This is a genomic window from Allobosea sp. RAF48, assembly GCF_052114025.1.
Taxonomy (GTDB): Bacteria; Pseudomonadota; Alphaproteobacteria; order Rhizobiales; family Beijerinckiaceae; genus Allobosea.
Genome location: NZ_JBFRDZ010000012.1, coordinates 234,214 through 259,259, shown reverse-complemented (window position 1 = coordinate 259,259; position 25,046 = coordinate 234,214). Strand labels below are relative to the sequence as shown.

The window sequence follows — 25,046 nt, the reverse complement described above, 5'->3', positions numbered from 1 at the left end:
GTCGACTTCGCTCGAAAATGCTCTGCTTCACGCCGCGCGGTAGCGCGACAGCCAGTGGGCGTAAGGCGCCGGCAGGGTCTTCCAGGCGGCGTCCTCGACGCCCAGGACCTTTGCCGCCGCGTAGGGCCAGTGCGGGTCGGCCAGCAACGGCCGGCCCAGCGTTACGAGATCGACCTTGCCCTCGCGCACCAGCGCATCGGCCTGCTCGGGCTGGCTGATGTACCAGCTCGTCGAGGCCGGCAGGCCGGCCTCGCGGCGCACCCGCTCGGCCACCGGCGCCAGGAAGGCCGGCCCCCACGGAATCTTCGCCTCGTTGGTGGAGAAGCCGACGCTGACATCGATGAAGTCCAGCCCCTCGGCCTTCAGGCGCTTCACCAGCTCGATCGCCTCGGCCAGCGTCTCCTCGTCCTGGCCGTCATATTCGATCACGCCGAGCCGGGCGGACAGTGGACGATCCTCCGGCCAGACCTTGCGCACGGCGGCCAGCGTCTCGATGAGGAAGCGGCTGCGGTTCTCGAAGCTGCCGCCATAGGCGTCGTCGCGCCGGTTGGCGTGGCGCGACAGGAAGCTCTGCGCGAGATAGCCATGGGCGAAATGCAGCTTCAGCCATTCGATGCCGATATCGCGGGCGCGCTCGGCCGCCGCAACGAAATCGGCACGAACGCGCGCGATATCGACCTCGGTCATCGCGCGCGGCACGCGCGAGAGACCGCCGCCCTGGGCGATCGCCGACGGCGCGATCGTCTCCCAGCCGCGCGGGTCGTCCGCCGGGATATGGTCGTCGCCTTCCCAGGGGCGGTTGGCGCTGGCCTTGCGGCCGGCATGGCCGATCTGAATGCCGGTGACGGCGCCGGCCTTGCGCATCTCGGCGACAATCGGCGCCAGCGCCTCGGCCTGGCCGGCGTTCCACAGGCCGAGGCAGGCCGGCGTGATCCGGCCCTCCGGCGATACGCCGGTCGCTTCGATGACGACGAGGCCGGCACCGCCACGCGCCAGACCGGCGAGATGGGCGCGGTGCCATTCATTGGCGACGCCCTCATCCGCCGAATACTGGCACATTGGCGAGGTCACGATGCGGTTGCGAAGTGTGACGTTCTTCAGGCTGAAGGGGTCGAACAGACCGGGCATTGAGCGGCTCCAAACTATAGGGAACTGGGACGGGATTTGATTGTTCGATAGTTCGATATTTTTCGAACTTTGGCAACATCAAAACCCTGTGATAGGCTGCTCATCATGCGACATGCCCGCCTGCCCGCTTCGGAAGAGATCGCGCTCGAGGACGTCTTTCACGCACTGAGCGACCCGTTTCGCCTGGAAATCGTGCGTCGGCTGGCGGTCGAGGGCGAGGCGAGCTGCCAGGCGCTCGAAGGCGACCGGCCGAAGTCCAGCGTCTCCCATCATTTCCGCGTCCTGCGCGAAGCCGGGTTGATCCGGACCCGCAACGAGGGCGTGACCCGGATGAACGCGCTGCGCCGGGAGGACATCGAACGCCGCTTTCCCGGGCTGCTCTCCTGCGTGCTCGCCAAAGGCGAGGACTGAGCTTTCTTTGCCGGCTGACAGCCGCCGATTCGCGCAACGCAGTTTTCGGCCAGCCGGCTGGTTTCGCGACATGCTGCTGCGTCCTATGCTCTGACGATGAGTCTCCCCTACCGCCCCAATGTCGGGATAGCCCTGTTCAACGCCGAAGGGCTGGTCTTCGCCGGCCACTCGCATAGTGCCGGCCCGGAGGTCGTGCTCCCCGGCTTCGACTGGCAAATGCCGCAGGGCGGCATCGACCCGGATGAGGACATCGTCGCCGCCGCCCGCCGTGAGCTGGACGAGGAGACCGGCGTCACGCAGGCCGAACTGCTTGCGGTAACCGACGAGTGGTGGAGCTACGATTTCCCGCCCTATGACGGACCGCCGCACAAGCTGATCGCCTTCCGGGGCCAGCGCCAGCGCTGGGTCGCCTTCCGCTTCACCGGGCGCGAAGACGAGATCGACATCGGCAAGCCGAACGGCGACGAGCCGCCCGAGTTCAGCGAATGGCGCTGGCGACCACTGAACCAGATGCCGGAGATCGTCGTTCCCTTCAAACGGCCGGTCTACGCGCGCGTGGCGGCGGCTTTCGCGGCCTTCGCGTTGCCTGTCATGGCAGAAGGAGCAGCCGGATGAGCATCGTCGAGCTCGATCATTGCGTGATCCATGTCTCCGACTGGGAGCGCTCGAACGCCTTCTACCACGACGTCATCGGGGCCGAGATCGTGCCCAACGGGGAAGGCTTCGTCTACCGCATCGGGCGGGCACAGCTGAACTGCCATGGGCCAGGTCTCGATCCGACACCGGTGGCGCGCCTGCCGGTGCCGCCGGGCGGCAGCGATCTCTGCTTCGTCTGGCCGGGACCGATCGCGGAGGCTATCAGCCATCTCGAACGGCAGAAGGTCGCGATCGAGCTGGGGCCGGTGCAGCGTTTCGGCCGGAGCGGCCATGGCACCAGCGTCTATTTCCGCGATCCCGACGGATCGCTGCTGGAGTTCATCAGCTACGCATGAAAAAGGGCCGCTCTCGCGGCCCTTCGAAACTCCAGCCCCTGACGGCGCGTCACGCTGCCTTGCGCTGCTCGAAGACGTGCTTGAACTCGTGCAGTTGCACCAGCATCTCACGCAGGCGGCGCTCCTCGACCTCGCTCGGCGCCGCGGCAAGGCGGGTCTCGGCCGAGAGGATCGCCGCCTCGAGGACCTCGTTATTGACGTCCTCGAGGAAATTCGCACGTTCGGCCAGGATCGTGACAGAGGTCTGGTTGACCTCGACGAGGCCGCCTCCGACGAAGAATTCCTTGCCATTATCCGCGCTGGTCTGGGCCAGCACGATGCCCGGCTTAAGCCCGGCGACGGTCGGAACGTGACCGGCAAGCACGGTCATCTCGCCCTCGACCGAGGGGATGATGACGCTGATGACCTCGCCCGAGAACAGGATGCGCTCCGGCGAGACGAGTTCGAAATTGAAGGTGGCCATCGCCCTTACTTTCCTCCGACGTCATCCCGGCCGCAGCGAAGCGGAGAGCCGGGATCCATGCCAGAACCTCTAACGTCCATGCTCAGGCATGGATCCCGGGCCGGCCGGTGGCCGCCCGGGATGACCCGCTGAGGCGGTGAGTTACGCGGCCTCGGCGGCCAGGCGCTGCGCCTTCTCGACGGCTTCCTCGATCGAGCCGACCATGTAGAAGGCCGCTTCCGGCAGGTGATCGTACTTGCCCTCGACCAGGCCCTTGAAGCCCTTGATCGTGTCTTCGAGCGAGACGAGCTTGCCGGGCGAGCCGGTGAAGACTTCCGCGACGTGGAAGGGCTGCGACAGGAAGCGCTCGATCTTGCGGGCGCGCGCCACCGTCATCTTGTCGTCTTCCGAGAGCTCGTCCATGCCCAGGATCGCGATGATGTCCTGCAGCGCCTTATAGCGCTGGAGCACCTGCTGCACCTGACGGGCGACGCCGTAGTGCTCTTCGCCGACGATGTCGGCCGAGAGCATGCGCGAGGTCGAGTCGAGCGGGTCGACCGCCGGGTAGATGCCCTTTTCCGCGATCGAGCGCGAGAGCACGGTCGTGGCGTCCAAGTGGGCGAAGGAGGTTGCCGGCGCCGGGTCGGTCAGGTCGTCCGCCGGCACGTAGATCGCCTGCACCGAGGTGATCGAGCCCTTGTTCGTGGTGGTGATGCGCTCCTGCAGGTTACCCATGTCGGTTGCGAGCGTCGGCTGATAGCCCACCGCCGAGGGGATGCGGCCGAGCAGCGCGGACACTTCCGAGCCGGCCTGCGTGAAGCGGAAGATGTTGTCGACGAAGAACAGCACGTCCTGGCCCTTGTCGCGGAAGTCCTCGGCGACGGTCAGGCCGGCGAGAGCGACGCGCATGCGGGCACCCGGGGGCTCGTTCATCTGGCCGTACACCAGCGCGCACTTGGAGCCGGCGGTCGAGCCACCGTTTTCCTTCGGGTCCTTGTTGACGTTGGACTCGATCATCTCGTGATAGAGGTCGTTGCCTTCGCGGGTGCGCTCGCCGACGCCGGCGAACACGGAGTAGCCGCCGTGGGCCTTCGCGACGTTGTTGATCAGCTCCATGATCAGCACGGTCTTGCCGACGCCGGCGCCGCCGAACAGGCCGATCTTGCCGCCCTTGGCATAGGGAGCCAGCAGGTCGACGACCTTGATGCCGGTGACGAGGATCTGCGCCTCGGTCGCCTGCTCGGCATAGGACGGAGCGGGCTGATGGATGCCGCGGGTATGGCTGGTCAGGATCGGACCGGCTTCGTCCACCGGCTCGCCGATGACGTTCATGATGCGGCCGAGGCACTCGTCGCCGACCGGGACGGCGATCGGGCCGCCGGTGTCGGTGACCGACTGGCCGCGGACGAGACCCTCGGTCGAGTCCATCGCGATGGTGCGGACCGTGTTCTCGCCGAGGTGCTGCGCGACTTCGAGGACGAGGCGATTGCCGAGGTTGTCGGTCTCCAGAGCGTTCAGGATCTCCGGCAGGGCGCCGTCGAACTGCACGTCGACGACCGCACCGATGACCTGGACAACGCGGCCGGTGCCGGTGTTGGCGGGCTTCTCGTCGGCGGTCTTCTTGGTGGTCTTGGTAGCGGCTTTGGCCATGGCGGAACCTCGGGACTAGCGCATTCGGATGTTTCGGCAGCCGGCGGAGAGCACCGCCGGCAAGAGTCTAGGCGGTTAGAGCGCTTCCGCGCCGGAGATGATCTCGATCAGTTCCTTCGTGATCATCGCCTGGCGCGAGCGGTTGTAGAGCTGCGTCTGCTTCTTGATCATCTCGCCGGCGTTGCGCGTGGCGGAATCCATCGCCGACATGCGCGCGCCCTGTTCGGAAGCAGCATTCTCGAGCAGCCCGCGCAGGATCTGGACGACCAGATTGCGCGGCAGCAGCGCCTCGAGAATCTCGCCCTCGTCCGGCTCGTAGTCGTAGACGGCGTCGGTCTGCTTCGTCCCTTCCGGGATCTCGGCCGGGATGATGCGCTGCGCCGTCGGGATCTGGGCGATCACCGAGCGGAACTTCGAGAAGAACAGCGTCGCGACGTCGAACTCGCCCTCGTTGAAGCGGGCCAGAACGTTCTGGGCGATCGCCTCGGCGTTGACGAAGCCGACCTGCTTGAACTCGCGCAGATCGATGAACTCGATGATCTCGCTGGCGAACTGACGACGCAGAATGTCGTAGCCCTTCTTGCCGACGCAGATGATCTTGACGGTCTTGCCCTCGGCCTTGAGCGCATTCGCCTTGTCGCGGGCGAGGCGCGCGATCGAGGAATTGAAGGCGCCGCACAGGCCGCGCTCGGCGGTCAAGACCAGCAGCAGATGCACCTTGTCCGAGCCCGTGCCCGCGATCAGGCGCGGCGCGCTCGACCCGGTCACGCCGGAAGCGAGGTTCGCCAGCACCGTCTCCATGCGCTCGGCATAGGGGCGCGCGGCCTCAGCGGCAGTCTGCGCGCGGCGCAGCTTGGCTGCCGCGACCATCTGCATGGCCTTGGTGATCTTCTGCGTCGCCTTCACGGAGGCGATGCGATTACGTAGGTCCTTAAGGGACGGCATCCGGTCTCTATCCCCTACCCGTCAGCCGCAAACGGCGACGAAGCAATCCAGAGAGGCGGCGCAGCGGAGCCTCGTCGGCTCGCCGCGCCCGCGGTCACGATCAGGCGAAGGACTTCGCGAAGTTCGTCACGATGTCCTTGAGCTTGGCGGCGTTGGCGTCCGACAAGTCCTTGCTCGTACCGACCTCGTTGAGGAAATCAGCATGCTTCGAGCGAACCAGCGACAGCAGGCCGTCCTCGAAGGCGCGAACCTTGTTGACCGGCAGCGCGTCGAGATAGCCGTTCACGCCGGCATAGATCACGACGACCTGCTCTTCCATCTTCAGCGGCGAGAACTGCGGCTGCTTCAGGAGTTCGGTCAGGCGGGCGCCGCGGTTGAGCAGGCGCTGCGTGACCGCGTCGAGGTCCGAACCGAACTGGGCGAAGGCGGCCATCTCGCGATACTGGGCGAGCTCGCCCTTGATCTTGCCGGCGACCTTCTTGGTCGCCTTGGTCTGCGCCGAGGAGCCGACGCGCGACACCGAGAGACCGACGTTCACGGCCGGGCGGATGCCCTGGTAGAAGAGGTCCGTCTCGAGGAAGATCTGGCCGTCGGTGATCGAAATCACGTTGGTCGGGATGTAGGCCGAGACGTCGTTCGCCTGGGTCTCGATGACCGGCAGCGCCGTCAGCGAGCCGAGGCCGGCGGCCTCGCCCATCTTCGCCGCGCGCTCGAGCAGGCGGGAGTGGAGATAGAACACGTCGCCCGGATAGGCTTCGCGGCCCGGCGGGCGGCGCAGCAGCAGCGACATCTGGCGGTAGGCGACGGCCTGCTTGGAAAGGTCGTCATAGATGATGACGGCGTGCATGCCGTTGTCGCGGAAGAACTCGCCCATGGCGCAGCCGGCGAAGGGCGCCAGGAACTGCATCGGGGCGGCGTCCGAGGCGGTGGCCGCCACGACGATCGAGTACTCCAGCGCGCCGCGCTCTTCGAGCACCTTCACGAACTGGGCGACGGTCGAGCGCTTCTGGCCGACGGCGACGTAGACGCAATAGAGCTTCTGGCTCTCCGGCGCGCCTTCGACGTTCAGCGACTTCTGGTTCAGGATCGTGTCAAGCGCGACGGCGGTCTTGCCGGTCTGGCGGTCGCCGATGATGAGCTCGCGCTGGCCGCGGCCGATCGGGATCAGGGCGTCGATCGCCTTGAGGCCGGTCGCCATCGGCTCGTGCACCGACTTGCGCGGGATGATGCCGGGCGCCTTGACGTCGACGCGGGCACGGGTCTTGGCCTTGATCGGGCCCTTGCCGTCGATCGGGTTGCCGAGCGCGTCGACGACGCGGCCGAGCAGCTCCTTGCCGACGGGAACGTCGACGATGGCGCCGGTGCGCTTGACGGTCTGGCCTTCCTTGATCTCGCGGTCGGAACCGAAGATCACGACGCCGACATTGTCGCTCTCGAGGTTGAGCGCCATGCCGCGCACACCGGACTCGAACTCGACCATCTCACCGGCCTGGACCTTGTCGAGGCCGTAGACGCGGGCGATGCCGTCACCGACGGAGAGAACCTGGCCGACTTCGGTGACCGAAGCTTCCGACCCGAAATTGGAGATCTGGGCCTTCAGGATGGCGGAGATTTCAGCGGGGCGGATGTCCATCAGCCGACCTCTTTCATAGCAAGACGAATTGAATTGAGCTTGGTTTTCAGCGAGGCGTCGACCATCCGCGAGGCCATCTTGACGATGAGCCCGCCGATCAGCGTCGGATCGACCTTGATCGAAACGTCGACATCCTTGCCGGCGACGCCCTTCAGCGCCGCGCGGATTTCGTCGACGCGCTTGGCCGTGGGCTGCTCGGCGACCGTCACCTCAGCGGAGACGATGCCCTTGGCCTCGGCGACCAGGCGCTTGTAACCGGTGATCATGCCAGGCAGCGCGAAGAGACGGCGCTTGCTGGCGACCAGACCGATGAAATTGGCGGCGATGCCGGTGATGCCGGCCTTCTCGAGCACGGCCTTGATCGCCGCGACCTGCTCCTCGGCAGTGAAAGCCGGGCTCTCGATCAGGCGCGTGAGATCGGCGCTCTCGGCGAGCAGGCCGTTGAAGGCGTCCAGAGCGGCGGCGACGGTGTCGATCGCGCCCGTCTCCTCAGCCAACTCGAACAGAGCGGTGGCATAGCGCTGAGCTACGCCCGACACCAATGTCCCCTGCGATCCGCCTTCAGCCACGCTTCCCGTCTCTCGTTTCAAGGGACCTCACCGGCGACCTTCCGAAGAAGGTGGAGTGCATGGTCCCGACGCTGCGAGTATCAAAGGCCCGAAGTCGGCAAGACGACTTCGCGACCGAAATGTGGCGGTGCACTAGCATGCGGTTCCGGGCCACGCAATCGCTAGTTCGCCATCCTAAGCGGCGATTTCGCCGCGGCTTTCAGCAATTCAAAGGAAGCTCTGTGGATCGACGTCGACCGCGACCCTGACCGAGCCCTTGGTCCGCGGCGCCCGTTTCAGCCAGCCGCGCAGGTAATCCTGCAGATTGACCTCGCGGGCCGTCTTGACGATCAGACGCATGCGATGACGCCCCCGCAACACCGCAAGCGGCGCTTCCGCCGGTCCCAGCACCATGATTCCGTCACCAGCCTCGGCGCAACGCGCCAGGGCGCGGGCATGGCTTTCGGCCTCTCCTTGCGTGTTCGCCGAGACGATCAGCGCCGCCAGACGGCCGAAGGGCGGCAGGCCCGCCGCCTCCCGCGACGCCTCCTCTGCGGCATAAAACCGCTCCGGGTCGCCCGAGATCAGCGCCTTGAGCACGGGATGCTCCGGGTCATGCGTCTGAAGCAGGGCGCGGCCCGGCTTCTCGCCCCGCCCTGCGCGGCCCGTGACCTGCCGCAGCGCCTGGAAGGTCCGTTCGGCTGCGCGCGGATCGCCGGAGGTGAGGCCGAGATCGGCATCGATCACCCCGACCAGCGTCATGCCGGGGAAATTATGGCCCTTGGCCACGAGCTGCGTGCCGATGACGATGTCGAACGCGCCTTCGGCCACTGCCATCAGCTCCTGCTTCAGCCGCTCGGTGCCGCCCGGAAAATCGCTGGAGAGCACGATCGAACGTGCCTGTGGAAAAAGCGTCGCAACCTCCTCCGCCAGCCGTTCGACGCCCGGCCCGCAGGCGACGAGGCTCTCGGGCTTGTGGCAGGCGGGGCATTCATGCGGCCGGCGCTCGACATGGCCGCAATGGTGGCAGACCAGCGCCCGCCGGAAGCGATGATCGACCAGCCAGGCCGAGCAGTTCGGACATTGGAAGCGGTGCCCGCAATCACGGCAGAGCGTCAGCGGCGCATAGCCGCGCCGGTTGAGGAAGAGCAGTGACTGCTCCTTCGCCTCGAGATTGGCTTCGACCGCCTTGATCAGCGCGCCGGAGAGCCAGCGCCCCCGTTCCGGCTTGTCGCGGCGCAGATCGACAAGGCCGAGTTGCGGCAATTCACGCCCGCCAAAGCGTTCGGGCAGCTTGAGATGCGTATACCGACCGCGCTCGGCATTGACGCGGGTTTCGAGGGAGGGTGTCGCCGAGGCCAGCACGACAGGTGCGTTCTCGATCCTGCCCCGCACCACCGCCATGTCGCGGGCATGGTAGGAGACGCCGTCCTCCTGCTTGTAGGCGCTCTCGTGCTCCTCATCGACGACGATGAGGCCGAGATCGCTGTACGGCAGGAACAGGGCCGAGCGGGCGCCGGCCACCACCTTGGCCTCGCCCCCCGCGATCGCCGCCTGCAGCCGCTCGCGCCGCCGCCCGCTTACCGCCGAGTGCCAGAGTCCCGGCTTGACGCCGAAGCGCGCCTCGAAGCGGTCGATGAACTGCGCGGTGAGCGCGATCTCCGGCATCAGGATCAGGCTCTGCCGGCCCTGCCGGATCGCCTCGGCCACCGCCTCGAAATAGACCTCGGTCTTGCCCGAGCCAGTGACTCCCTCCAGCAGCGAGACACCGAAGCTCTTCGCCTGCACGGACGCCACGAGCGCCTGCGCAACCTCCGCCTGCCCCTCGGACAATTCCGGCACGGCGTGTTCGGGATCGGGCAAGGCCGCGATCGCCTCGCGCGGCAGCGGCTCGACCACGAAGGTGCCGGCATCGACGAGGGAATCGATCACGGCAGCGCTGACCGAGGCGGCCTCGGCCAGCGCCGATTTCGCGATCAGCAATCCGCCCTCGGCCGCCGCGATGGCCCGCGCCCGCGCAGGGGTCATCCGTCCCGGCGGCGGCCCGGCGAGCCTGACGCCGAGCTTGGGGCGCTCCGGCGTATCGTCAGGCTGGCGGCGCAACGCCAGCGCCAGCACCGAGCCCTTGGGCGCGAGCGTGTACCAGGCGACCCAGTCGACGAGCTTGCGCAGCGCCGGATCGAGCGGCGGCATGTCGTATTTGCCGGTGACCTTCTTGAGGTTGCCGCCGCGCCCGGAGCCGACGTCCCAGACCACGCCGACCGTCTCGCGCGGCCCGAGCGGCACCTGCACGACATCGCCCGGCTTCAGCGAGAGCCCGGCCGGCACGGCATAGCTGTAGGCCTGGTCGAGCCCGAGCGGGATCAGCACGTCGACCGTGCCGCCTTCCAACATGTCCGCCGTCTCGTCCATGGCGCCAGTGTCTAGCATCGATTCGGCTGCTGTTAAGGCAGGAGAGTCATGGTGCCCGTATGAGCGATTTCGACAGCTTCCGACGGGACTGGCTTTCCCACCTCTCGGCCGAGCGGCGTCTCTCGCCGAAGACGCTGGAGGCCTATGGCCGCGACCTCGGCCAGTTCACGGCCTTCCTGACCGAGCATCTCGGCGGGGCGCCGTCGCTGGCCGACATCGCCGCGCTGAAGCCCGCCGATCTGCGCGCCTTCCTCGGTCAGCGACGGCGCGACGGCGTCGGCAACCGCACGCTGATGCGCCAGCTCGCGAGCTTGCGCTCCTTCGCCCGCTTCGGCGAGCGCAACGGCAAGCTCACGGCGGCCGCCTTCTCCGCGACACGCGGGCCGCGCCTCGGCAAATCGCTGCCGCGCCCGCTCGAACCGAGCGCCGCCAAAGCCGTCACACAGGCGGATACCCGCGCCGGCGAGGAGCGCGAGCAATGGATCCTCGCCCGCGACGCCGCCGTGCTCGGCCTGCTCTACGGCAGCGGGCTGCGCATCTCGGAGGCCCTCTCGCTCGCGCGCAGCCAAGCGCCGCAACAGGCCGGCGACACGCTCACCGTGATCGGCAAGGGAAGCAAAACCCGCATGGTGCCGGTGCTGCCCGTCGTGGTCACCGCAATTGCGGAATATCTCAAGCTCTGCCCCTGGCGCCTGCCGCCGGAAGGGCCGCTCTTCGTCGGCGCCAAGGGCGGGCCGCTCTCGCCCCGCATCATCCAGCTCGCTGTAGAGGGCCTGCGCGGCGCGCTCGGCCTGCCCTCCTCGGCGACACCGCACTCCCTGCGCCACTCCTTCGCGACACATCTGCTCGGCCGCGGCGGCGACCTGCGCGCCATCCAGGAGCTGCTCGGCCACGCCTCGCTCTCGACGACGCAGATCTATACCCGCATCGATTCAGCCCGGCTGATGGCCGCCTATGACGCCGCCCATCCGCGCGCAGGCCGGTAGCAGCACCGACATCTTGCTGCCTTAACGGAAAGCCTTAAACAGCGCCCGCCGATAGCGGCCTGCGAGGTGATTCGTGTCCGGTTCCATCGAAACGCCCGAGGGTGGCAACAAGCGCATCGCCCTCTTGATCGCGCTGCTGGCGCTGATGCTCGCCTTCTCCGAGATCGGCGGCAAGAATGCCGAGCAGGAGGCCGTCGCCAAGAACATCGAGGCCTCCAATCTCTGGGCCTTCTTCCAGGCCAAGACGATCCGCGGCACGACCGTGCGCACCGCCGCCGAGGCGATGGAGGTCGAACTTGCCGGCATCACCGACGAGGCCGCCCGGCAGCGCCTGGGCAAGCGCATCGAGAGCTGGAAGCAGACGGTCGCGCGCTACGATTCCGAGCCCGAGACCAATGAGGGCCGCAAGGAACTCGCCGCCCGCGCCAAGGCGGCCGAGGCACAGCGCGATATCGCCGCCGCCCGCGACGACAAGTTCGACATCGCCTCCGGCCTGATCCAGATCGCGATCGTGATCTCGTCCGCCGCGATCATCACCGGCGTCGGCCTGCTCGCCGTCACCGGCGGCCTGCTCGGCCTCACCGGCCTTGCGCTGATGGCGCTGGCACAGTTCGCTCCGACCGCGCTGTTCTAGTCTGGACGACCCTCAATAGTGGATCGCGCCGCGAATGCCGCCGCCGCAGGCGATGGCATCGCCATTGATCGCGACGCTGCGCGGCGAGGCGAGGAAAGCGACGATGTCGGCGATCTCCGCCGCATCGACCAACCGCCCGATGGTGTTGTTGGAGGCCATGCCGGCTTCGACCTGCGCCTCGCTCTTGCCACCGGCCGCCGCCCGCGCCGCGACGACCGAAGCCGTCTTTTCAGTCCGCGTCAGTCCGGGATGGACGACGGTCACGTTGATGCCCTGCGGGCCGAGCTCGTCGGCGAGGTTCTTGGTCAGCGCCGAGACGGCGACATTGCGGATCGAGCCGATGGTCGAGCCGGTCGAACGCGCGGCGAGCCCGCTGATGTTGATGATGCGGCCCCAGCCGTTAGCCGCCATATGCGGCGCAGCCTCGCGCGTCATGCGCAGATAGCCCATCACCTTGACGTTGACGTCGTCCCAGAACAGCGCGTCGGTGATCTCGGCAAGCTTCGGCGGGGGCGCCTGCCCGCCCGGCTTGGCAGCGGCGTTGACGAGGATGTCGAGCCCGCCCAGCACCGCGACGGTATCGGCAACCAACGCCTTCACCGACGCATCATCGCTCGTGTCGACCGTGCGGCCGACCACCTTGCGCCCGCTCTCCGCGGCAAGGGCCGCAGCCGCCTCGTCAAGCTCCTTCTGATTGCGCGCGGCGATGACGACATCGACGCCTTCCAGCGCGAGCTGCCGCGCGATCGCGCGGCCGATGCCCTTGCTGCCACCCGTGATCAGCGCGCGCTTGCCTTCAAGCTTCAGGTCCATGCGATGCTCCTCTACGACTCTGTGTGTCAATGCGACGGCGGAGAAGGCCAGGCGACCGCGCCGCGCATCTTCTCCCAGGCCCGCGCCATCCTGAGCACGCCGAGATCGTCGAAGCGCTTGCCGGTGATCTGCAGGCCGATCGGCAGGCCGCCCGCCGTCAGCCCGGCATGAACCGAGATCGCCGGCTGGTCGGACATGTTCGCCGCCACCGTGAAGCAGATATGCTCGAAGGGCTGCGCGGGATCGTTGACCGGCGAAGCCCATTCGGCCGGGAAGCTCGGCACCGGCGAAACCGGCGAGAGGATGAAGTCGTAAGGCAGGATCGCCTTCAGCGCCGCGTCGCGCATCGCCATCATCTGGCTCATGCCGCGATAGACGCGTTCACCCGGCAAATCCCTGCCGCCCTCCGCCCAGGCGAAGATGTAGGGCAGCACCTTCGCCCGCTTCTCCTGTGGCAGCGCGCCGATGTCGACCCAGGCGCGCTGGCGCCAGAAATCATCGAGCCCGTCGAGCATTTCGCGGGTTATATGAGGCGCCACCGGCTCGATAATGGCCCCCGCTGCGGCGAAGGCCTTCGCCGCAGCCTCGATCGCCGCCTTCGTCTCCGGCTCGACGGCGAGCCCGATGCCGGCATCGAGCTGGAGGCCGATACGCAGCCCCTTCAGGTCGATATCAAGCGCCAGCCAGTCGATATCCTGCGACGGCAGGCTCATGCCGTCGCGCGCATCGGGCTTCGACACTTCCCGCATCATCAGCGCGGCATCCTCGACGGTCCGCGTCATCGGCCCGGCGACGCGGCCGTAATAGGTCGGGTCGATCGGCACGCGCCCGAAGCTCGGCTTCAGGCCGACCAGTCCGCACCAGCCGGCAGGCAGGCGGATCGAACCGCCGATATCGGTGCCGACATGCAGCGGTCCGTAGCCGGCCGCGCCCGCCGAACCGGCGCCGGCCGAGGAGCCGCCGGGGTTCTTGGTGATGTCCCACGGATTGCGCGCGGGCTTGTGGAAGCTCGACAGCCCCGAGGAGAGCATGCCGTAATCCGGCATCGTCGTCTTGCCGAGAAGGACGAGGCCGGCCTCGCGGAGCCGCGCGGCCGGGGGTGCATCGTCGGCCGCGGGGGAGAGATCGTTCGCGGCCGTGCCGAGCGGCACCGGAACGCCCTTCGTCCTGATGTTCTCCTTGATCGTGCCGGGCACGCCGTCGAGCGGCAGCGCCTGCCCGTTCAGCCAGCGCGCCTCGGAAGCCTTGGCCTGCGCGAGCGCACCCTCCGGATCATAGGCATAGAGCGCATCGAGCTTCGGCTCCCAGGCCCCGATCCGCGCGATCACCGCTTCCGCGACCTCCACCGGCGAGAGCCGGCGCGCCTCGTAGGCGGCGAGAAGCTCGGTGGCAGTCAGATCGGCAAGATCGGTCATTCCCACATCCCCGTTTCCCTTCAGCCCTCACCGAGCACGGCGCAGGCGCGGATCGACGGCATCGCGCAGGCCGTCGCCCAGCAGGTTGAATCCCAGCACGGTCAGCGCGATCGCGGCACCCGGAAAGATCGCAAGCCAGGGCTGCGTCGCCATGAAGGTCTGGGCTTCGTTGAGCATGCGCCCCCAGGACGGGTTCGGCGGCTGCGTGCCCAGCCCGAGATAGGACAAGCCCGCCTCGGCCAGCACCGCGAGCGCGAACTGGATCGTCGCCTGCACCACCAGAATGCCGGCGATATTGGGCAGGACATGGCGCAGCGTGATCTGCCGGTTGTTGAGCCCGGCCGCCCGCGCCGCCTGGATGAAGTCCTGCGCCCAGATCTGCAGCGCCGCCCCGCGCGCCAGCCGCGCGAAATAGGGCAGGTTCAGCACGCCGATGGCGACGACGGCGTTGAGCATGCCCGGCCCGGCGATCGCGGTCATCATGATCGCCGTCAGCACGGCCGGAAAGGCGTGGGTGAAATCGGCCGTGCGCATGATGACATGGTCGAGGAGGCCGTCGCGCCGCACCGAGGCGATCAGCCCCAGCGTCGTGCCCGCGACCATGCCGATGCCGACAGCGCCCAGCCCCACAGCGAGCGAATTGCGCGCGCCGACCATGATCATCGAGAAGACGTCGCGGCCGAACTGGTCGGTGCCGAACCAGTTGGCGGCCGAGGGCCCCTTGAGCCGGTTCAGGATCGCCATCTGGGTCGGCTGATAGGGCGTCCAGACATGGGAGACGAGCGCCATCGCCACGACGGCGAGGCTCAGGGCCGCCCCGATCACGAAGGAAGGCGCCAGCCACCAATGCCTCTTGCCACCCGGCGCCTTGTCCGCGAGCGCGCTCATGCCTGCCTCAGTCGTGGATCGATCAGCCCGTAGAGCAGTTCGACCGCGAAATTGATCAGGATCGCCAGCCCCGCGAAGAGCATGACGAGGTCTTTGACCACGATGAGATCGTGCTGGGCGATGGCCTGGAAGACGAGCCGCCCCAGCCCCGGGAGGGCGAAGACGTTCTCGATGATGATGGCGCCGGCGATCAGCACCGAGAATTGCAGCCCCAGAATGGTGACGACAGGGATCAGCGCATTGCGCAGCGCATGCCGGCGCATCGTCACGCCCTCGCTGAGCCCCTTGGCGCGGGCGGTGCGGACGAAATCCTCCTGCAGCGTGTCGAGCATGGCCGAGCGTGTCACCCGCGCGATGATCGCCGCCTGCGGCAGCGCCAATGCCAGCGCCGGCATGAGGAGCGCCTTCAGCGCCGCGCCGAGCCCGGCCTGCCAGCCCGGAAAGCCACCGGCGGGCAGCCAGCCAAGCCCGACCGCGAAGACCAGGACGAGCAGCAGGCCGAACCAGAAATTCGGGATGGCGAGCCCCGCCTGTGCGAAGGCCATCACCCCGGCATCCGCGAGTTGGCCATGGCGGGAGGCGGCGAGCATGCCGAGCGGAATGCCGATCGCCATGGCGAACCCGATCGCCATCAGCGCGAGCGGCAGCGTCACCGCCATGCGCTCGGCGATGAGTTGCGCCACCGGCACGCGATAGGTGTAGCTCAGGCCGAGATCGCCGGTGACGAGCCCTCCTAACCAGAGGAGGAAGCGCAGCACCGCCGGCTTGTCGAGACCCATCTCGGCGTGCAGCGCCGCCAGCGCCTCGGGCGAGGCGTTGAGGCCGAGCGTCACCGCTGCCGGGTCGCCCGGTAGCACCTCCAGCACGACGAAGACGACCAGCGCCGCGGCGAGCAGGGTCAGGGCCAGCGCGACGAGCCGGCGCAGGACGTAGCCGATCACCTCGAACGTCCCGCCGTGGTCATCCCGGGCGACCGAAGGGAGACCCGGGATCCATGCCGGAGCATTTCCCATCGAGGCTCAGGCATGGATCCCGGATCAGCGCCGCTGACGCGGCTTGTCCGGGATGACGTGGACCGTGACAGGGGAACTTGGATCAACGCCAGCGCAGCTCCGCCAGCGGCGTCACCGGCAGCGGCCAGTCGGTCCACATGCCATCGAGCGCGGCATTCGCGACCGTGATCTTCGGCAGGATGAAGAGGAAGCCGTTGACCGCGTCATCAGCCAGCATCCGCTGCGCCTGCTTGTAGAGCTCGTTGCGGGCCCCCTCGTCCAGCGTCCCGGATATCTTGGCGATCAGAGTCTTGAACTCGGGATTGCGGTACTGGAAGTAGTAGTCGTCACGCGCGTAGATATCGATGTCGAGCGGCTCGGTATGGGCGATGATGCTGAGGTCGTAGTCCTTGTTGCGGAAGACGCGCTCCAGCCATTGCGGGAATTCGAGCGGCTCGATCGACGCGTTGATACCGATCTGCGCCAGCAGGGCCGCGACGATCTCGCCCGAGCGGCGGGCATAGGATGGCGGCGGCAGCTTCAGCGTGCAGTTGAAGCCGTTCGGAAAGCCCGCCTCCGCCAGCAGCGCCTTGGCCTTGGCGGGGTCGTACGGATAGGTGCCGGTGAGGTCGACATAGGCCGGATGCAGCGGCGAGAAATGGCTGCCGATCAGGCTGACGTCGAACCCGTAGACGCCGAGCGCGATGGTCTTGCGGTCGAGCGCATGCGCGATGGCCTGCCGCACCTTGAGCTTGTCGAAGGGCGGCTTGGCGTTGTTGGTGGCGAGGATCGTCTCGCCCTCGGTGCCGCCGATCGTGACCTTGAGCTTCGGGTCGGACCTGAGCTGCGGCACGGCCTCGGGCGCCGAGAGATTGGTATGCGCGTCGACATCGCCGGCCCGGAGCGCCGCGACCTGCGCCTGCGGATCGGACATGAAGCGGAAGATCGCCTTGGCCAGCGCCGGCTTCTCGCCCCAGTAGCTGTCGTTGCGCGCGAGTTCGAGCCGGTCGCCGCGGTTCCAGCGTACGAACTTGAACGGGCCGGTGCCGACCGGGTTGGTCTTGTTGTTGGCGGCCGTCGCCGGCGCGACGATCACGGCATCGCCCCAGCTGAGACCGTAGAGGAAATTCGCGGTGGGCTGCTTGAGCTTGATCACCACCGTCGCCGGGTCCGGGGTCGCGATCTCGGCGATCGGCGCGAAGAGCTGGCGCTGCGCGTTGGTGGAATCGGGCGCAACCGCGCGCTCGAAGGAGAACCTCACCTGCTCGGCAGTGAAGGGCGTGCCGTCATGGAAGGTCGCGCCCCGCCTGAGCTTGAAGCTGTAGGTGACGTTATCCTCGCCGATCGCCCAGCTCTCGGCGAGGCAGGGCTGCAGCTTGCCGGTCCGGTCCATCTTCACCAGACCCTCGAAAATGTTCTGCAGCGTCACCTCGCGGATCGCCTGGGCGGCGCCCGAGGTCGGATCGAGCGTCGGCGGCTCCAAAGTCTGGGCGATGGTGACGCTGTCCTTCGCCTGCGCCAGCGCGACGACGGGAAGCTGCGCCGCCAGCGCCGCCAGTCCCGCCCCAGCCAGGAGTTCACGCCGCGTCGTCATATCCATCGCTCCGATGCCGTTGCGGCGCGAGGATGACGCGGGAGGCGCGGCGAGCGCAAGCCCGCTCAGCCCGCATTACAGCTCTCTTTCCAGACCTCCGTCATTGCGAGGAGCGAAGCGACCAAGCAATGCAGGGCGGACTGGGTCAGCCCTTCCGCCCAGCCCCCTGAATTGCTTCGCTACGCTCGCGATGAGGGCGAAGCACGAGCCGCATCTGGCGCACTAGTATACCAGACAATTGACCCCCGTCGCGGCCGGCTCTAGAGCGGGATATGAAAAAGTGGGAAGCGGTCTTTCACATCGATCCCACACCGACATTGCGAAATCGATCACGCGACCGATGGAGATGCCCATGTTGCTGCACGACGATCGCCTCTTCCCCGCCGATCCGGTGACGCGCGGCATCGCGCGCCGGCTCTTCGCCACCGTCCGCGACCTGCCGATCATCTCGCCGCACGGCCACACCGATCCGCGCTGGTACGCCGAGGACAACGCCTTCCCCGATCCGGCCACGCTCTTTGTCAAGCCGGACCACTACATCTTCCGCATGCTCTATTCGCAGGGCATCCGGCTCGAGGAACTTGGCATCGCCCGCAAGGACGGTGGCGAGGTCGAGACCGACCCGCGCAAGATCTGGCGCCTCTTCGCCAACAACTGGCATCTCTTCAGGGGCACGCCGACCCGGCTCTGGTTCGAGCATGCCGCCTCGACGGTCTTCGGCATCAACGAGCGCCTCACGCCGGAGAATGCCGACAAGATCTACGACAAGATCGCCGCCAAGCTGGAAGAGCCCGAGCTTCGGCCCCGCGCCCTGTTCGAGCGCTTCAAGATCGAGGCGATCAGCACGACCGAAGGCGCGCTCGACGATCTCAAATGGCACGACATGATCCGCAGCTCCGGCTGGGGCGGCAAGGTCGTGACCGCCTACCGGCCCGACAGCGTCGTCGACCCGGAATTCGAGGGCTTTGCCGACAATCTCGAAAAACTCGGCGAGCTGACCGGCGAGGATATCGGCAGCTGGACCGGCTATCTCGCCGCCCATCGCCAGCGGCGCGCCTATTTCAAGGAGCGCGGCGCCACGTCCTCCGACCATGGCCATGCCACGGCCCGCACCGCCAATCTCTCGGATGCCGATGCCGAGAAGCTCTACGCCAAGATCCTGAAGGGCAAGGTTTCGGCCAAGGACGCCGACCTCTTCCGCGGCCAGATGCTGACCGAAATGGCGAAGATGAGCCTCGATGACGGGCTCGTCCTCCAGATCCACCCGGGCTCCCATCGCAACCACAACGCGGCACTGTTCGCGCATTTCGGGCGCGACATGGGCTGCGATATCCCGACCGAGACCAACTATGTCGAAGCGCTGAAACCGTTGCTCGACGCCGTCGGCAACGAGCCGGGCCTCACCGTCATTGCCTTCACCCTCGACGAGACCGCCTATTCGCGCGAGCTCGCCCCGCTCGCCGGGCATTATCCGGCGCTTCGCCTTGGGCCGGGCTGGTGGTTCCTCGATGCGCCGGAAGCGATGCTGCGCTTCCGCGAACTCACCACCGAAACGGCCGGCTTCTACAACACCGTCGGCTTCAACGACGACACCCGCGCCTATCTTTCGATCCCGGCGCGCCATGACGTCGCCCGCCGGGTCGACTGCGCCTATCTCGCCAAGCTCGTCGCCGAGCACCGGCTGGAGGAGGACGAGGCGGTGGAAGTCGCCCACGATCTCGCCTACCGCCTCGCCAAGGAGGCCTACAAGCTGTGACCCGTCTCTCCGCTTCCACCCTCGCCGGCCTGCCGGCCGCCGTCCGCCGGCCGGCCTATGATCGCTCGGGCCTCAAGCCCGGAATCGTCCATCTCGGCCTCGGCGCCTTCGCCCGCGGCCATCTCGCCGAGTATACCGAGGACGCGCTGGAGAAGCGCTTCGGGGCCTGGGGCATCGTCGGCGCGAGCCTGCAGCGCCCCGACCAGCGCGACCGCCTGAAGCCGCAGGACGGGCTCTACACCCTGCTCAAGCGCGCCCCGGCGGGACCGGAGTTGCGCATCATCGGCTCCGTGCTCGATGTGCTCGTCGCGCCCGAGAGCCCTTCCGCTCTCGTTGCGCGGCTGGCTGCGCCGGAAACCCGCATCGTCTCGCTGACGGTGACGGAGAAGGGCTATTGCCACGACCCGGCGACCGGCCGGCTCAAGGCCGACCATCCCGACATTCTGCACGACCTTGAAAACCCCGATGCGCCGCGATCCGCCGTCGGCATCCTGGTCGCGGGCCTGCGGGTCCGCCGGGCCGAAGGTCGCGGCCCGTTCACCGCGCTTTGCTGCGACAACCTCCCCTCCAACGGCCATGTCCTGCGCGGCCTCGTCCGCGACTTCGCCGCGCTGACCGACGACAAGCTGGCGGCCTGGATCGAGGCCAACGGCGCCTTCCCGGCGACGATGGTCGACCGCATCGTGCCGGCCACGACCGATGCCGACATCGCCGAGGTCGCGAAGTTGATCGGCGCCGAGGATGCTGCCCCGGTCATCGGCGAGCCCTTCAGGCAATGGGCGATCGAGGATGTCTTCGCCGCCGGCCGCCCGGATTGGCACGAAGTCGGGGCGCAGATGGTTTCCGAGGTCGCGCCCTTCGAGTTCATGAAGCTCAGGATGCTGAACGGCGCGCATTCCTCGCTCGCCTATCTCGGCTATCTCGCCGGCCACGAGACCGTCGCCGAGGCCAGCGGCGATCCCGTCCTCGCGCGCTTCCTCGAAGGTCTCTGGGCCGAGATCATCCCGACCGTGCCTGCGCCGCAGGGCGTCGTGCTGGCGGATTATGCCAAGGCCCTGCTCGCCCGATTCCAGAACCCGGCGATCCGCCACCGCACCTGGCAGATCGCCATGGACGGCTCGCAGAAGCTGCCGCAGCGCCTGCTCGGCACCATCCGCGAGCGGCTGAAGGCCGGCGCGCCGATCGACCATCTCGCGCTCGGCGTCGCCGCCTGGATGCGCTACGTCACCGGCAGCGACGAGAAGGGCGGCGCCATCGACGTCCGCGATCCGCTGGCAGCCGAACTCAAGCGCCGCGCCGAGGCGGCCGGGCGCGACGCGACGGCGCTGGTCGAGGCGCTGGTCGGCATCGAGGCGATCTTCGGCAGCGACCTGCCGGGCGAGCAACGGTTTAGGAAACCGGTGGTCGCTCATCTCGCCTCGCTGTTCGACAAGGGCGCGAAGGCGACGGCGGCAAGCGTCGGCTAAGGTCGCTCCGTCATTCTCGGGCGAAGCAAAGCTTCGACCCGAGCGCTTCTTGCACGAGGCCCACATCCTCCCCGTCATGCTCGCCCTTGTGGCGAGCATCCACGTCTTGAACAGCGCTCTCGCGAAACGAAGACGCGGATGGTCGGGACAAGCCTGACCATGACGCAGCAAGAGCACCATGCCCCCCGCCCCTTGATCCGCCGCCCCATCCGGCGCCAGATGCGCAGGATGCTTCGCGCGCTGACCGTCCTTGCCGCCTCGATCCTGCTGGCCGCGACCGCCGTGGCGCAGGAGCCGCCGCGTATCGCGATTCCCAATCTCTGGGACCCGCGCATCCGGCTAGACCGGCCGGAGCCCGGGCCGCCGCGCGTGGTGCGCTTCCTCACCGACGACGACTATCCGCCCTTCCATTTCGCCGGGCCGGACGGGGCGCTGACCGGCTTCTCGGTCGAGCTCGCCCGCGCCGTCTGCGACAGGCTGGCCTGGACCTGCACGATCCAGCCGCGCCGTTTCGACACGCTGCCGGATTCGCTGGCCGAGGGCCGCGGCGACGTGCTTGCCGCGGCGATGAACCTGACGCCGGCGCTGCGGCAGCGCTTCGCCGCCAGCCATCTCTATTTCCGCGCTCCGGCCCGTTTCGCCACCACGCGCGGCAATGCCCGCCCGGCGCTCGACAGCACCGCTCTGCAGGGCCGCCGGGTCGCGGTGGTCTCCAGCTCCGCGCATCAGGCTTTTCTCGAAAGGCTCATGCCCTTCGTGCAGCGGCGCGAGAGCACCGATCTCGGCGCTGCCATCGCCGCCTTGCGCAGCGGCGAGGCCGAATATGTCTTCGCCGACGGCGTGGCGCTGTCGCTGACGCTCGCCGGCAGCGGCGGCGAGTTCGCCTTCTCCGGCGGCCCTTATCTGGAAAGCCGCTATTTCGGCGAAGGCGTCGCCTTCCTGCTGCGCAAGGACGACCCCGCCCTGAAGCGCGCCATCGACTACGCGCTCCAGGGCCTGTGGGACGACGGGACCTATGCCCGTCTCTATCTGCGCTTCTTCCCGGTCAGCCCGTACTGAGCGCCTCGACTTCTCCGTGAGAGCATGCCGCGTCTTCATCGAAACGCGAGTGATCCCGGCCGCAGCGAAGCGCAGAGCCGGGATCCATGCCCGAACCTTGATCGGTGAGGCCCCGGCATGGATCCCGGGTCAAGCCCGGGATGACCGCGAGGTTCCGCGGAAAATCAGCAGACTCTAAGCCTCAGGGCGCGTTGCTGGCCAATGCCTGCTTCGCCACCGCGGCAAGCCAGCCCGAGGTCGCGGGTAGGATCGCGTCGTTGAAGTCGTAGCGGTCGTTGTGCAATTCGCCGCCATTAACGGCCGGGCCGTTGCCGACCCAGACATAGGCGCCGGGCCTGTCCTGCAGGAAATAGCAGAAATCCTCGGAGGTCGTGCTGGCGGAGATGTCGCGGCGGACCTTCAGCCCGGCGGCCTTGCCCGCATTGGCCGCCATGTCTTCCTCTGCCGGCGTGTTGATCGTCGCGAGCCCACCCAGCGAGAAATCGACATCCGCCTGCATCTCGAAGGTGGCGGCGATGTTGTTGGCGATGTCGCGGATGCGCTGCACGACACGCTCGCGCACCGGCACGGTGAAGACGCGATAGGTGCCCTCGATCCAGACATTGGTCGGGATCTGGTTCGAGGCGAGCCCGCCATGGATCTGGCCGATCGTGACGACGGCGTTGTCCATCGGGCTGACATTGCGCGAGACGATCGTCTGCAGCGCCACGATCAGATGACCCATCGCCGTGATCGGATCATGGGTCAGCTCGGGCTTGGCGGCATGGCCGGCCGTGCCGGACAGGGTGATCTTGAACTTGCCGGGCTCGGCCATCACCGGGCCGCGGTGCACGGCGACGGTGCCGGCCTCCAGCCCCGGCCAGTTGTGCAGGCCGAAGACGCGCTCCATCGGGAAGCGCTCGAAGACGCCGTCCTTGATCATCGCCTTGGCGCCGCCATAGCCTTCCTCGGCCGGCTGGAACAGGAACTGCACCGTGCCGCTCCAGCTCTCGTCGCTCTTCAGCAGCGCCGCGGCGCCGAGCAGCGAGACCGTATGGCCGTCATGGCCGCAGGCATGCATGACGTTGGTCTTGCCGGATTTGTAGGGCAGCTCGTTCACCTCCTGGATCGGCAGCGCATCCATGTCGGCACGCAGGCCGACCGAGCGCTCGGAGGAGCCGCGGGTCAACGTCGCGACGACGCCGTGGCCGCCGACATTGGCTGTGAAGGGGATGCCGAGCTCCTTCAGCTTCTCCTGCACGAAGGCGCTGGTCTGCGCCTCCTGCAACGACAATTCGGGATTGGCGTGGAGATGTCGTCGCCACGCGGTCAGCTTGTCGAGCAGGTCGCGGTCCAAGGCGGCATCCTTTCAAGGCATGGTCTAAAGTAAAAAATGGCAGCGGCGACCCTATACCGCCATGGCAAGCCGGCAAGCCGCTTCGGCGAGGGGCCGCACCCTCGTTTGCCGCATTTCAACCGTGTTCGCGCATTGACGGCGCCCTTCGCAATCTGCGAAAGCCCCTCTTTCGCTTTTGCGATATGGTTTTCCCGTTCAGGAGAGGACACCGCCCCTCATGCCCGCCTTCGACGCAGCCCTCGTTGACGCCGCCCAGCGTTCGGCCTCCTGGCCGTTCGAGGAGGCGCGCAAGCTCGTGGCCCGCATCGAGAAATCCGGCAAGAAATCGGTGATCTTCGAAACCGGCTACGGCCCCTCGGGCCTGCCGCATATCGGCACCTTCGGCGAGGTCGCCCGCACCTCGATGGTGCGCCACGCCTTCCGCGTGCTGACCGGCAACACCATCCCGACGCGTCTCATCGCCTTCTCGGACGATATGGACGGCCTGCGCAAGGTGCCGGACAACGTGCCGAACAAGGATGTGCTCGCCGCCAATCTCGGCAAGCCGCTGACCGAGGTGCCGGACCCGTTCGGCACGCACAGCTCGTTCGGCCGCCACAACAACGCGCGGCTCTGCGCCTTCCTCGACAGCTTCGGCTTCGACTACGAGTTCAAGTCCTCGACCGACTCGTATCGCGCCGGCGAGTTCGACGCGACGCTGCTCAAGATGCTCGCCCGCTACGATGCGGTGATGAAGATCATGCTGCCGACGCTGCGCGAGGAGCGGGCCGCGACCTATTCGCCCTTCCTGCCGATCCACCCGAAGACGCGCGTCGTCATGCAAGTGCCGATCGACGAGGTCGATGTCGAGGCCGGCACCATCGCCTGGGCCGATCCGGCAACCGGCGAACGCTTCGTCACCCCGGTCACCGGCGGCAACGTCAAGCTGCAGTGGAAGCCGGACTGGGCGATGCGCTGGGTCGCGCTCGGCGTCGATTACGAGATGGCCGGCAAGGACCTGATCGACTCGGTCAAGGTCTCCTCGCAGATTGCCCGCGCGCTCGACGGCACGCCGCCGGAAGGCTTCAACTACGAGCTCTTCCTGGACGAGCAGGGCCAGAAGATCTCGAAGTCGAAGGGCAACGGCCTGACGATCGAGGAATGGCTGACCTACGGCCCGCCGGAGAGCCTGGCGCTCTACATGTTCCAGCGCCCGCGCGAGGCCAAGAAGCTGCATTTCGACGTGATCCCGCGCGCGGTCGACGAGTATCTCCAGTTCCTCAACGGCTATGAGAAGCAGGACTGGAAGAACCGCCTGGGCAACCCGGTCTGGCACATTCACAACGGCAACCCGCCTGCGCCGGAAGTCATCGCCTCCGGCGAGGGCGACAACGCGGTGAGGACGCAGGTCACCTTCGGCCTGCTGATGAACCTCGTCGCCGTCGCGAACTCCGAGGACAAGGCCGTGCTCTGGGGCTTCCTCCAGCGTTATGCGCCCGGCATGTCGCCGGAAACCCATCCGCGCCTCGATGCGCTGGTCGGCTACGCGATCGCCTATTTCCGCGACTTCGTGAAGCCGGCGAAGAACTACCGCCCGGCCGACGAGGTCGAGCGCGACGCCTTCGCCAAGCTGGACGCCGCGCTGGCAGCCCTGCCGGCCGATCCCACGCCCGAGATGGTGCAGGACACGGCGCTGGATGTTGCGCGCGCCATTCCGCGCTACCAGAACCTCACCGCCAAGAACGCGACGCCGGAGCGTCCGGGCGTCTCCGGCGACTGGTGGAAGGCGATCTACCAGGTGATGTTCGGCGAGGATCAGGGCCCGCGCTTCGGCTCCTTCGCGGCGATCTACGGCCTGCCCAACACCCGCGCCCTGATCGCCAAGGCGCTGGCCGGCGATCTGGTCAAGGAACACGCCGCCTTCCTCGCGGCGCGCAAAGCCGACTGACGAGCCTACGGAGCCTGCC

Annotated in this window: 22 protein-coding genes; 9 read left to right on the top strand and 13 right to left on the bottom strand. The window is 67.6% G+C overall.

Annotation, left to right across the window (positions count from 1 at the left end; all coding sequences use genetic code 11):
• Window positions 1-27: 27 nt before the first annotated feature.
• Window positions 28-1,128 (bottom strand): NADH:flavin oxidoreductase/NADH oxidase, encoded by a 1,101-nt coding sequence (locus tag AB4Z10_RS21155; RefSeq protein ID WP_441472357.1) that lies wholly within the window; start codon window positions 1,126-1,128, stop codon window positions 28-30.
• Between the two features lie 105 nt (window positions 1,129-1,233).
• Here AB4Z10_RS21155 and AB4Z10_RS21150 point away from each other — a divergent pair, with 105 nt between their 5' ends.
• The 3 genes from AB4Z10_RS21150 to AB4Z10_RS21140 all read left to right on the top strand — a co-directional run bounded on the left by AB4Z10_RS21150 (window position 1,234) and on the right by AB4Z10_RS21140 (window position 2,531).
• A complete protein-coding gene (locus AB4Z10_RS21150; protein ID WP_441472356.1) occupies window positions 1,234-1,539 on the top strand; it encodes an ArsR/SmtB family transcription factor in 306 nt (101 codons plus the stop codon).
• 96 nt (window positions 1,540-1,635) lie between these two features.
• Window positions 1,636-2,154, top strand: coding sequence for an RNA pyrophosphohydrolase (locus tag AB4Z10_RS21145; RefSeq protein WP_441472355.1), 519 nt, complete (start codon window positions 1,636-1,638; stop codon window positions 2,152-2,154).
• On the top strand, window positions 2,151-2,531 hold the full coding sequence (locus AB4Z10_RS21140) for a VOC family protein (protein WP_441472354.1): 381 nt from the start codon (window positions 2,151-2,153) through the stop codon (window positions 2,529-2,531). Before AB4Z10_RS21145 ends, AB4Z10_RS21140 begins: the two co-directional genes overlap by 4 nt.
• A gap of 49 nt (window positions 2,532-2,580) precedes the next feature.
• Here AB4Z10_RS21140 and AB4Z10_RS21135 read toward each other — a convergent pair whose 3' ends face one another.
• The 6 genes from AB4Z10_RS21135 to AB4Z10_RS21110 form a co-directional block, all read right to left on the bottom strand.
• A complete protein-coding gene (locus AB4Z10_RS21135) occupies window positions 2,581-2,994 on the bottom strand; it encodes a F0F1 ATP synthase subunit epsilon (RefSeq protein ID WP_441472353.1) in 414 nt (137 codons plus the stop codon).
• Between the two features lie 141 nt (window positions 2,995-3,135).
• A complete protein-coding gene (atpD, locus tag AB4Z10_RS21130; protein WP_441472352.1) occupies window positions 3,136-4,623 on the bottom strand; it encodes a F0F1 ATP synthase subunit beta in 1,488 nt (495 codons plus the stop codon).
• Between the two features lie 75 nt (window positions 4,624-4,698).
• The gene (locus AB4Z10_RS21125; RefSeq protein WP_441472351.1) at window positions 4,699-5,568 is read right to left on the bottom strand and encodes a F0F1 ATP synthase subunit gamma; all 870 of its coding nucleotides are present in this window, start codon (window positions 5,566-5,568) and stop codon (window positions 4,699-4,701) included.
• A 100-nt stretch (window positions 5,569-5,668) separates the two neighbouring features.
• Window positions 5,669-7,201: a F0F1 ATP synthase subunit alpha gene (atpA, locus tag AB4Z10_RS21120; protein ID WP_441472350.1), complete on the bottom strand. Its 1,533-nt coding sequence runs from the start codon at window positions 7,199-7,201 to the stop codon at window positions 5,669-5,671.
• Window positions 7,201-7,770 (bottom strand): F0F1 ATP synthase subunit delta, encoded by a 570-nt coding sequence (locus AB4Z10_RS21115; protein ID WP_441472349.1) that lies wholly within the window; start codon window positions 7,768-7,770, stop codon window positions 7,201-7,203. Before AB4Z10_RS21115 ends, atpA begins: the two co-directional genes overlap by 1 nt.
• A gap of 207 nt (window positions 7,771-7,977) precedes the next feature.
• Window positions 7,978-10,179, bottom strand: a complete 2,202-nt coding sequence (locus AB4Z10_RS21110) for a primosomal protein N' (RefSeq protein WP_441472348.1) — start codon at window positions 10,177-10,179, stop codon at window positions 7,978-7,980.
• A gap of 41 nt (window positions 10,180-10,220) precedes the next feature.
• On the opposite strand from AB4Z10_RS21110, the gene AB4Z10_RS21105 reads away from it, so the two are divergent.
• Window positions 10,221-11,147: a tyrosine recombinase XerC gene (locus AB4Z10_RS21105; RefSeq protein ID WP_441472347.1), complete on the top strand. Its 927-nt coding sequence runs from the start codon at window positions 10,221-10,223 to the stop codon at window positions 11,145-11,147.
• A gap of 73 nt (window positions 11,148-11,220) precedes the next feature.
• The gene (locus tag AB4Z10_RS21100; protein WP_441472346.1) at window positions 11,221-11,781 is read left to right on the top strand and encodes a DUF4337 family protein; all 561 of its coding nucleotides are present in this window, start codon (window positions 11,221-11,223) and stop codon (window positions 11,779-11,781) included.
• 12 nt (window positions 11,782-11,793) lie between these two features.
• On the opposite strand, the gene AB4Z10_RS21095 is transcribed toward AB4Z10_RS21100, so the two are convergent.
• The 5 genes from AB4Z10_RS21095 to AB4Z10_RS21075 all read right to left on the bottom strand — a co-directional run bounded on the left by AB4Z10_RS21095 (window position 11,794) and on the right by AB4Z10_RS21075 (window position 17,483).
• Window positions 11,794-12,594 (bottom strand): SDR family NAD(P)-dependent oxidoreductase, encoded by an 801-nt coding sequence (locus tag AB4Z10_RS21095; protein WP_441472345.1) that lies wholly within the window; start codon window positions 12,592-12,594, stop codon window positions 11,794-11,796.
• A 26-nt stretch (window positions 12,595-12,620) separates the two neighbouring features.
• The gene (locus AB4Z10_RS21090) at window positions 12,621-14,009 is read right to left on the bottom strand and encodes an amidase (RefSeq protein WP_441472344.1); all 1,389 of its coding nucleotides are present in this window, start codon (window positions 14,007-14,009) and stop codon (window positions 12,621-12,623) included.
• Window positions 14,010-14,036: 27 nt separating this feature from the next.
• Window positions 14,037-14,897 carry an ABC transporter permease gene (locus AB4Z10_RS21085; RefSeq protein WP_441472343.1) on the bottom strand — a complete coding sequence of 287 codons (861 nt, stop codon included), beginning with the start codon at window positions 14,895-14,897 and terminating at the stop codon, window positions 14,037-14,039.
• Window positions 14,894-15,838: an ABC transporter permease gene (locus AB4Z10_RS21080; protein ID WP_441472342.1), complete on the bottom strand. Its 945-nt coding sequence runs from the start codon at window positions 15,836-15,838 to the stop codon at window positions 14,894-14,896. Before AB4Z10_RS21080 ends, AB4Z10_RS21085 begins: the two co-directional genes overlap by 4 nt.
• A 154-nt stretch (window positions 15,839-15,992) precedes the next feature.
• On the bottom strand, window positions 15,993-17,483 hold the full coding sequence (locus tag AB4Z10_RS21075; protein WP_441472341.1) for an ABC transporter substrate-binding protein: 1,491 nt from the start codon (window positions 17,481-17,483) through the stop codon (window positions 15,993-15,995).
• 352 nt (window positions 17,484-17,835) lie between these two features.
• Between AB4Z10_RS21075 and uxaC the strand changes: the two genes are divergently transcribed.
• The 3 genes from uxaC (at window position 17,836) to AB4Z10_RS21060 (ending at window position 21,764) form a co-directional block, all read left to right on the top strand.
• Window positions 17,836-19,239: a glucuronate isomerase gene (uxaC, locus tag AB4Z10_RS21070; protein WP_441472340.1), complete on the top strand. Its 1,404-nt coding sequence runs from the start codon at window positions 17,836-17,838 to the stop codon at window positions 19,237-19,239.
• Complete coding sequence (locus tag AB4Z10_RS21065) at window positions 19,236-20,705, top strand: mannitol dehydrogenase family protein (protein WP_441472339.1); 1,470 nt, start codon at window positions 19,236-19,238, stop codon at window positions 20,703-20,705. The genes uxaC and AB4Z10_RS21065 overlap by 4 nt, the downstream gene beginning before the upstream one ends.
• Before the next feature lie 228 nt (window positions 20,706-20,933).
• Window positions 20,934-21,764, top strand: a complete 831-nt coding sequence (locus tag AB4Z10_RS21060) for a transporter substrate-binding domain-containing protein (protein WP_441472338.1) — start codon at window positions 20,934-20,936, stop codon at window positions 21,762-21,764.
• A 181-nt stretch (window positions 21,765-21,945) separates the two neighbouring features.
• Here the strand turns inward: AB4Z10_RS21060 and AB4Z10_RS21055 are convergent, their stop codons facing one another.
• Complete coding sequence (locus AB4Z10_RS21055) at window positions 21,946-23,100, bottom strand: amidohydrolase (protein ID WP_441472337.1); 1,155 nt, start codon at window positions 23,098-23,100, stop codon at window positions 21,946-21,948.
• Between the two features lie 217 nt (window positions 23,101-23,317).
• Here AB4Z10_RS21055 and AB4Z10_RS21050 point away from each other — a divergent pair, with 217 nt between their 5' ends.
• Window positions 23,318-25,027 carry a lysine--tRNA ligase gene (locus tag AB4Z10_RS21050; RefSeq protein WP_441472336.1) on the top strand — a complete coding sequence of 570 codons (1,710 nt, stop codon included), beginning with the start codon at window positions 23,318-23,320 and terminating at the stop codon, window positions 25,025-25,027.
• Window positions 25,028-25,046 lie beyond the last annotated feature (19 nt).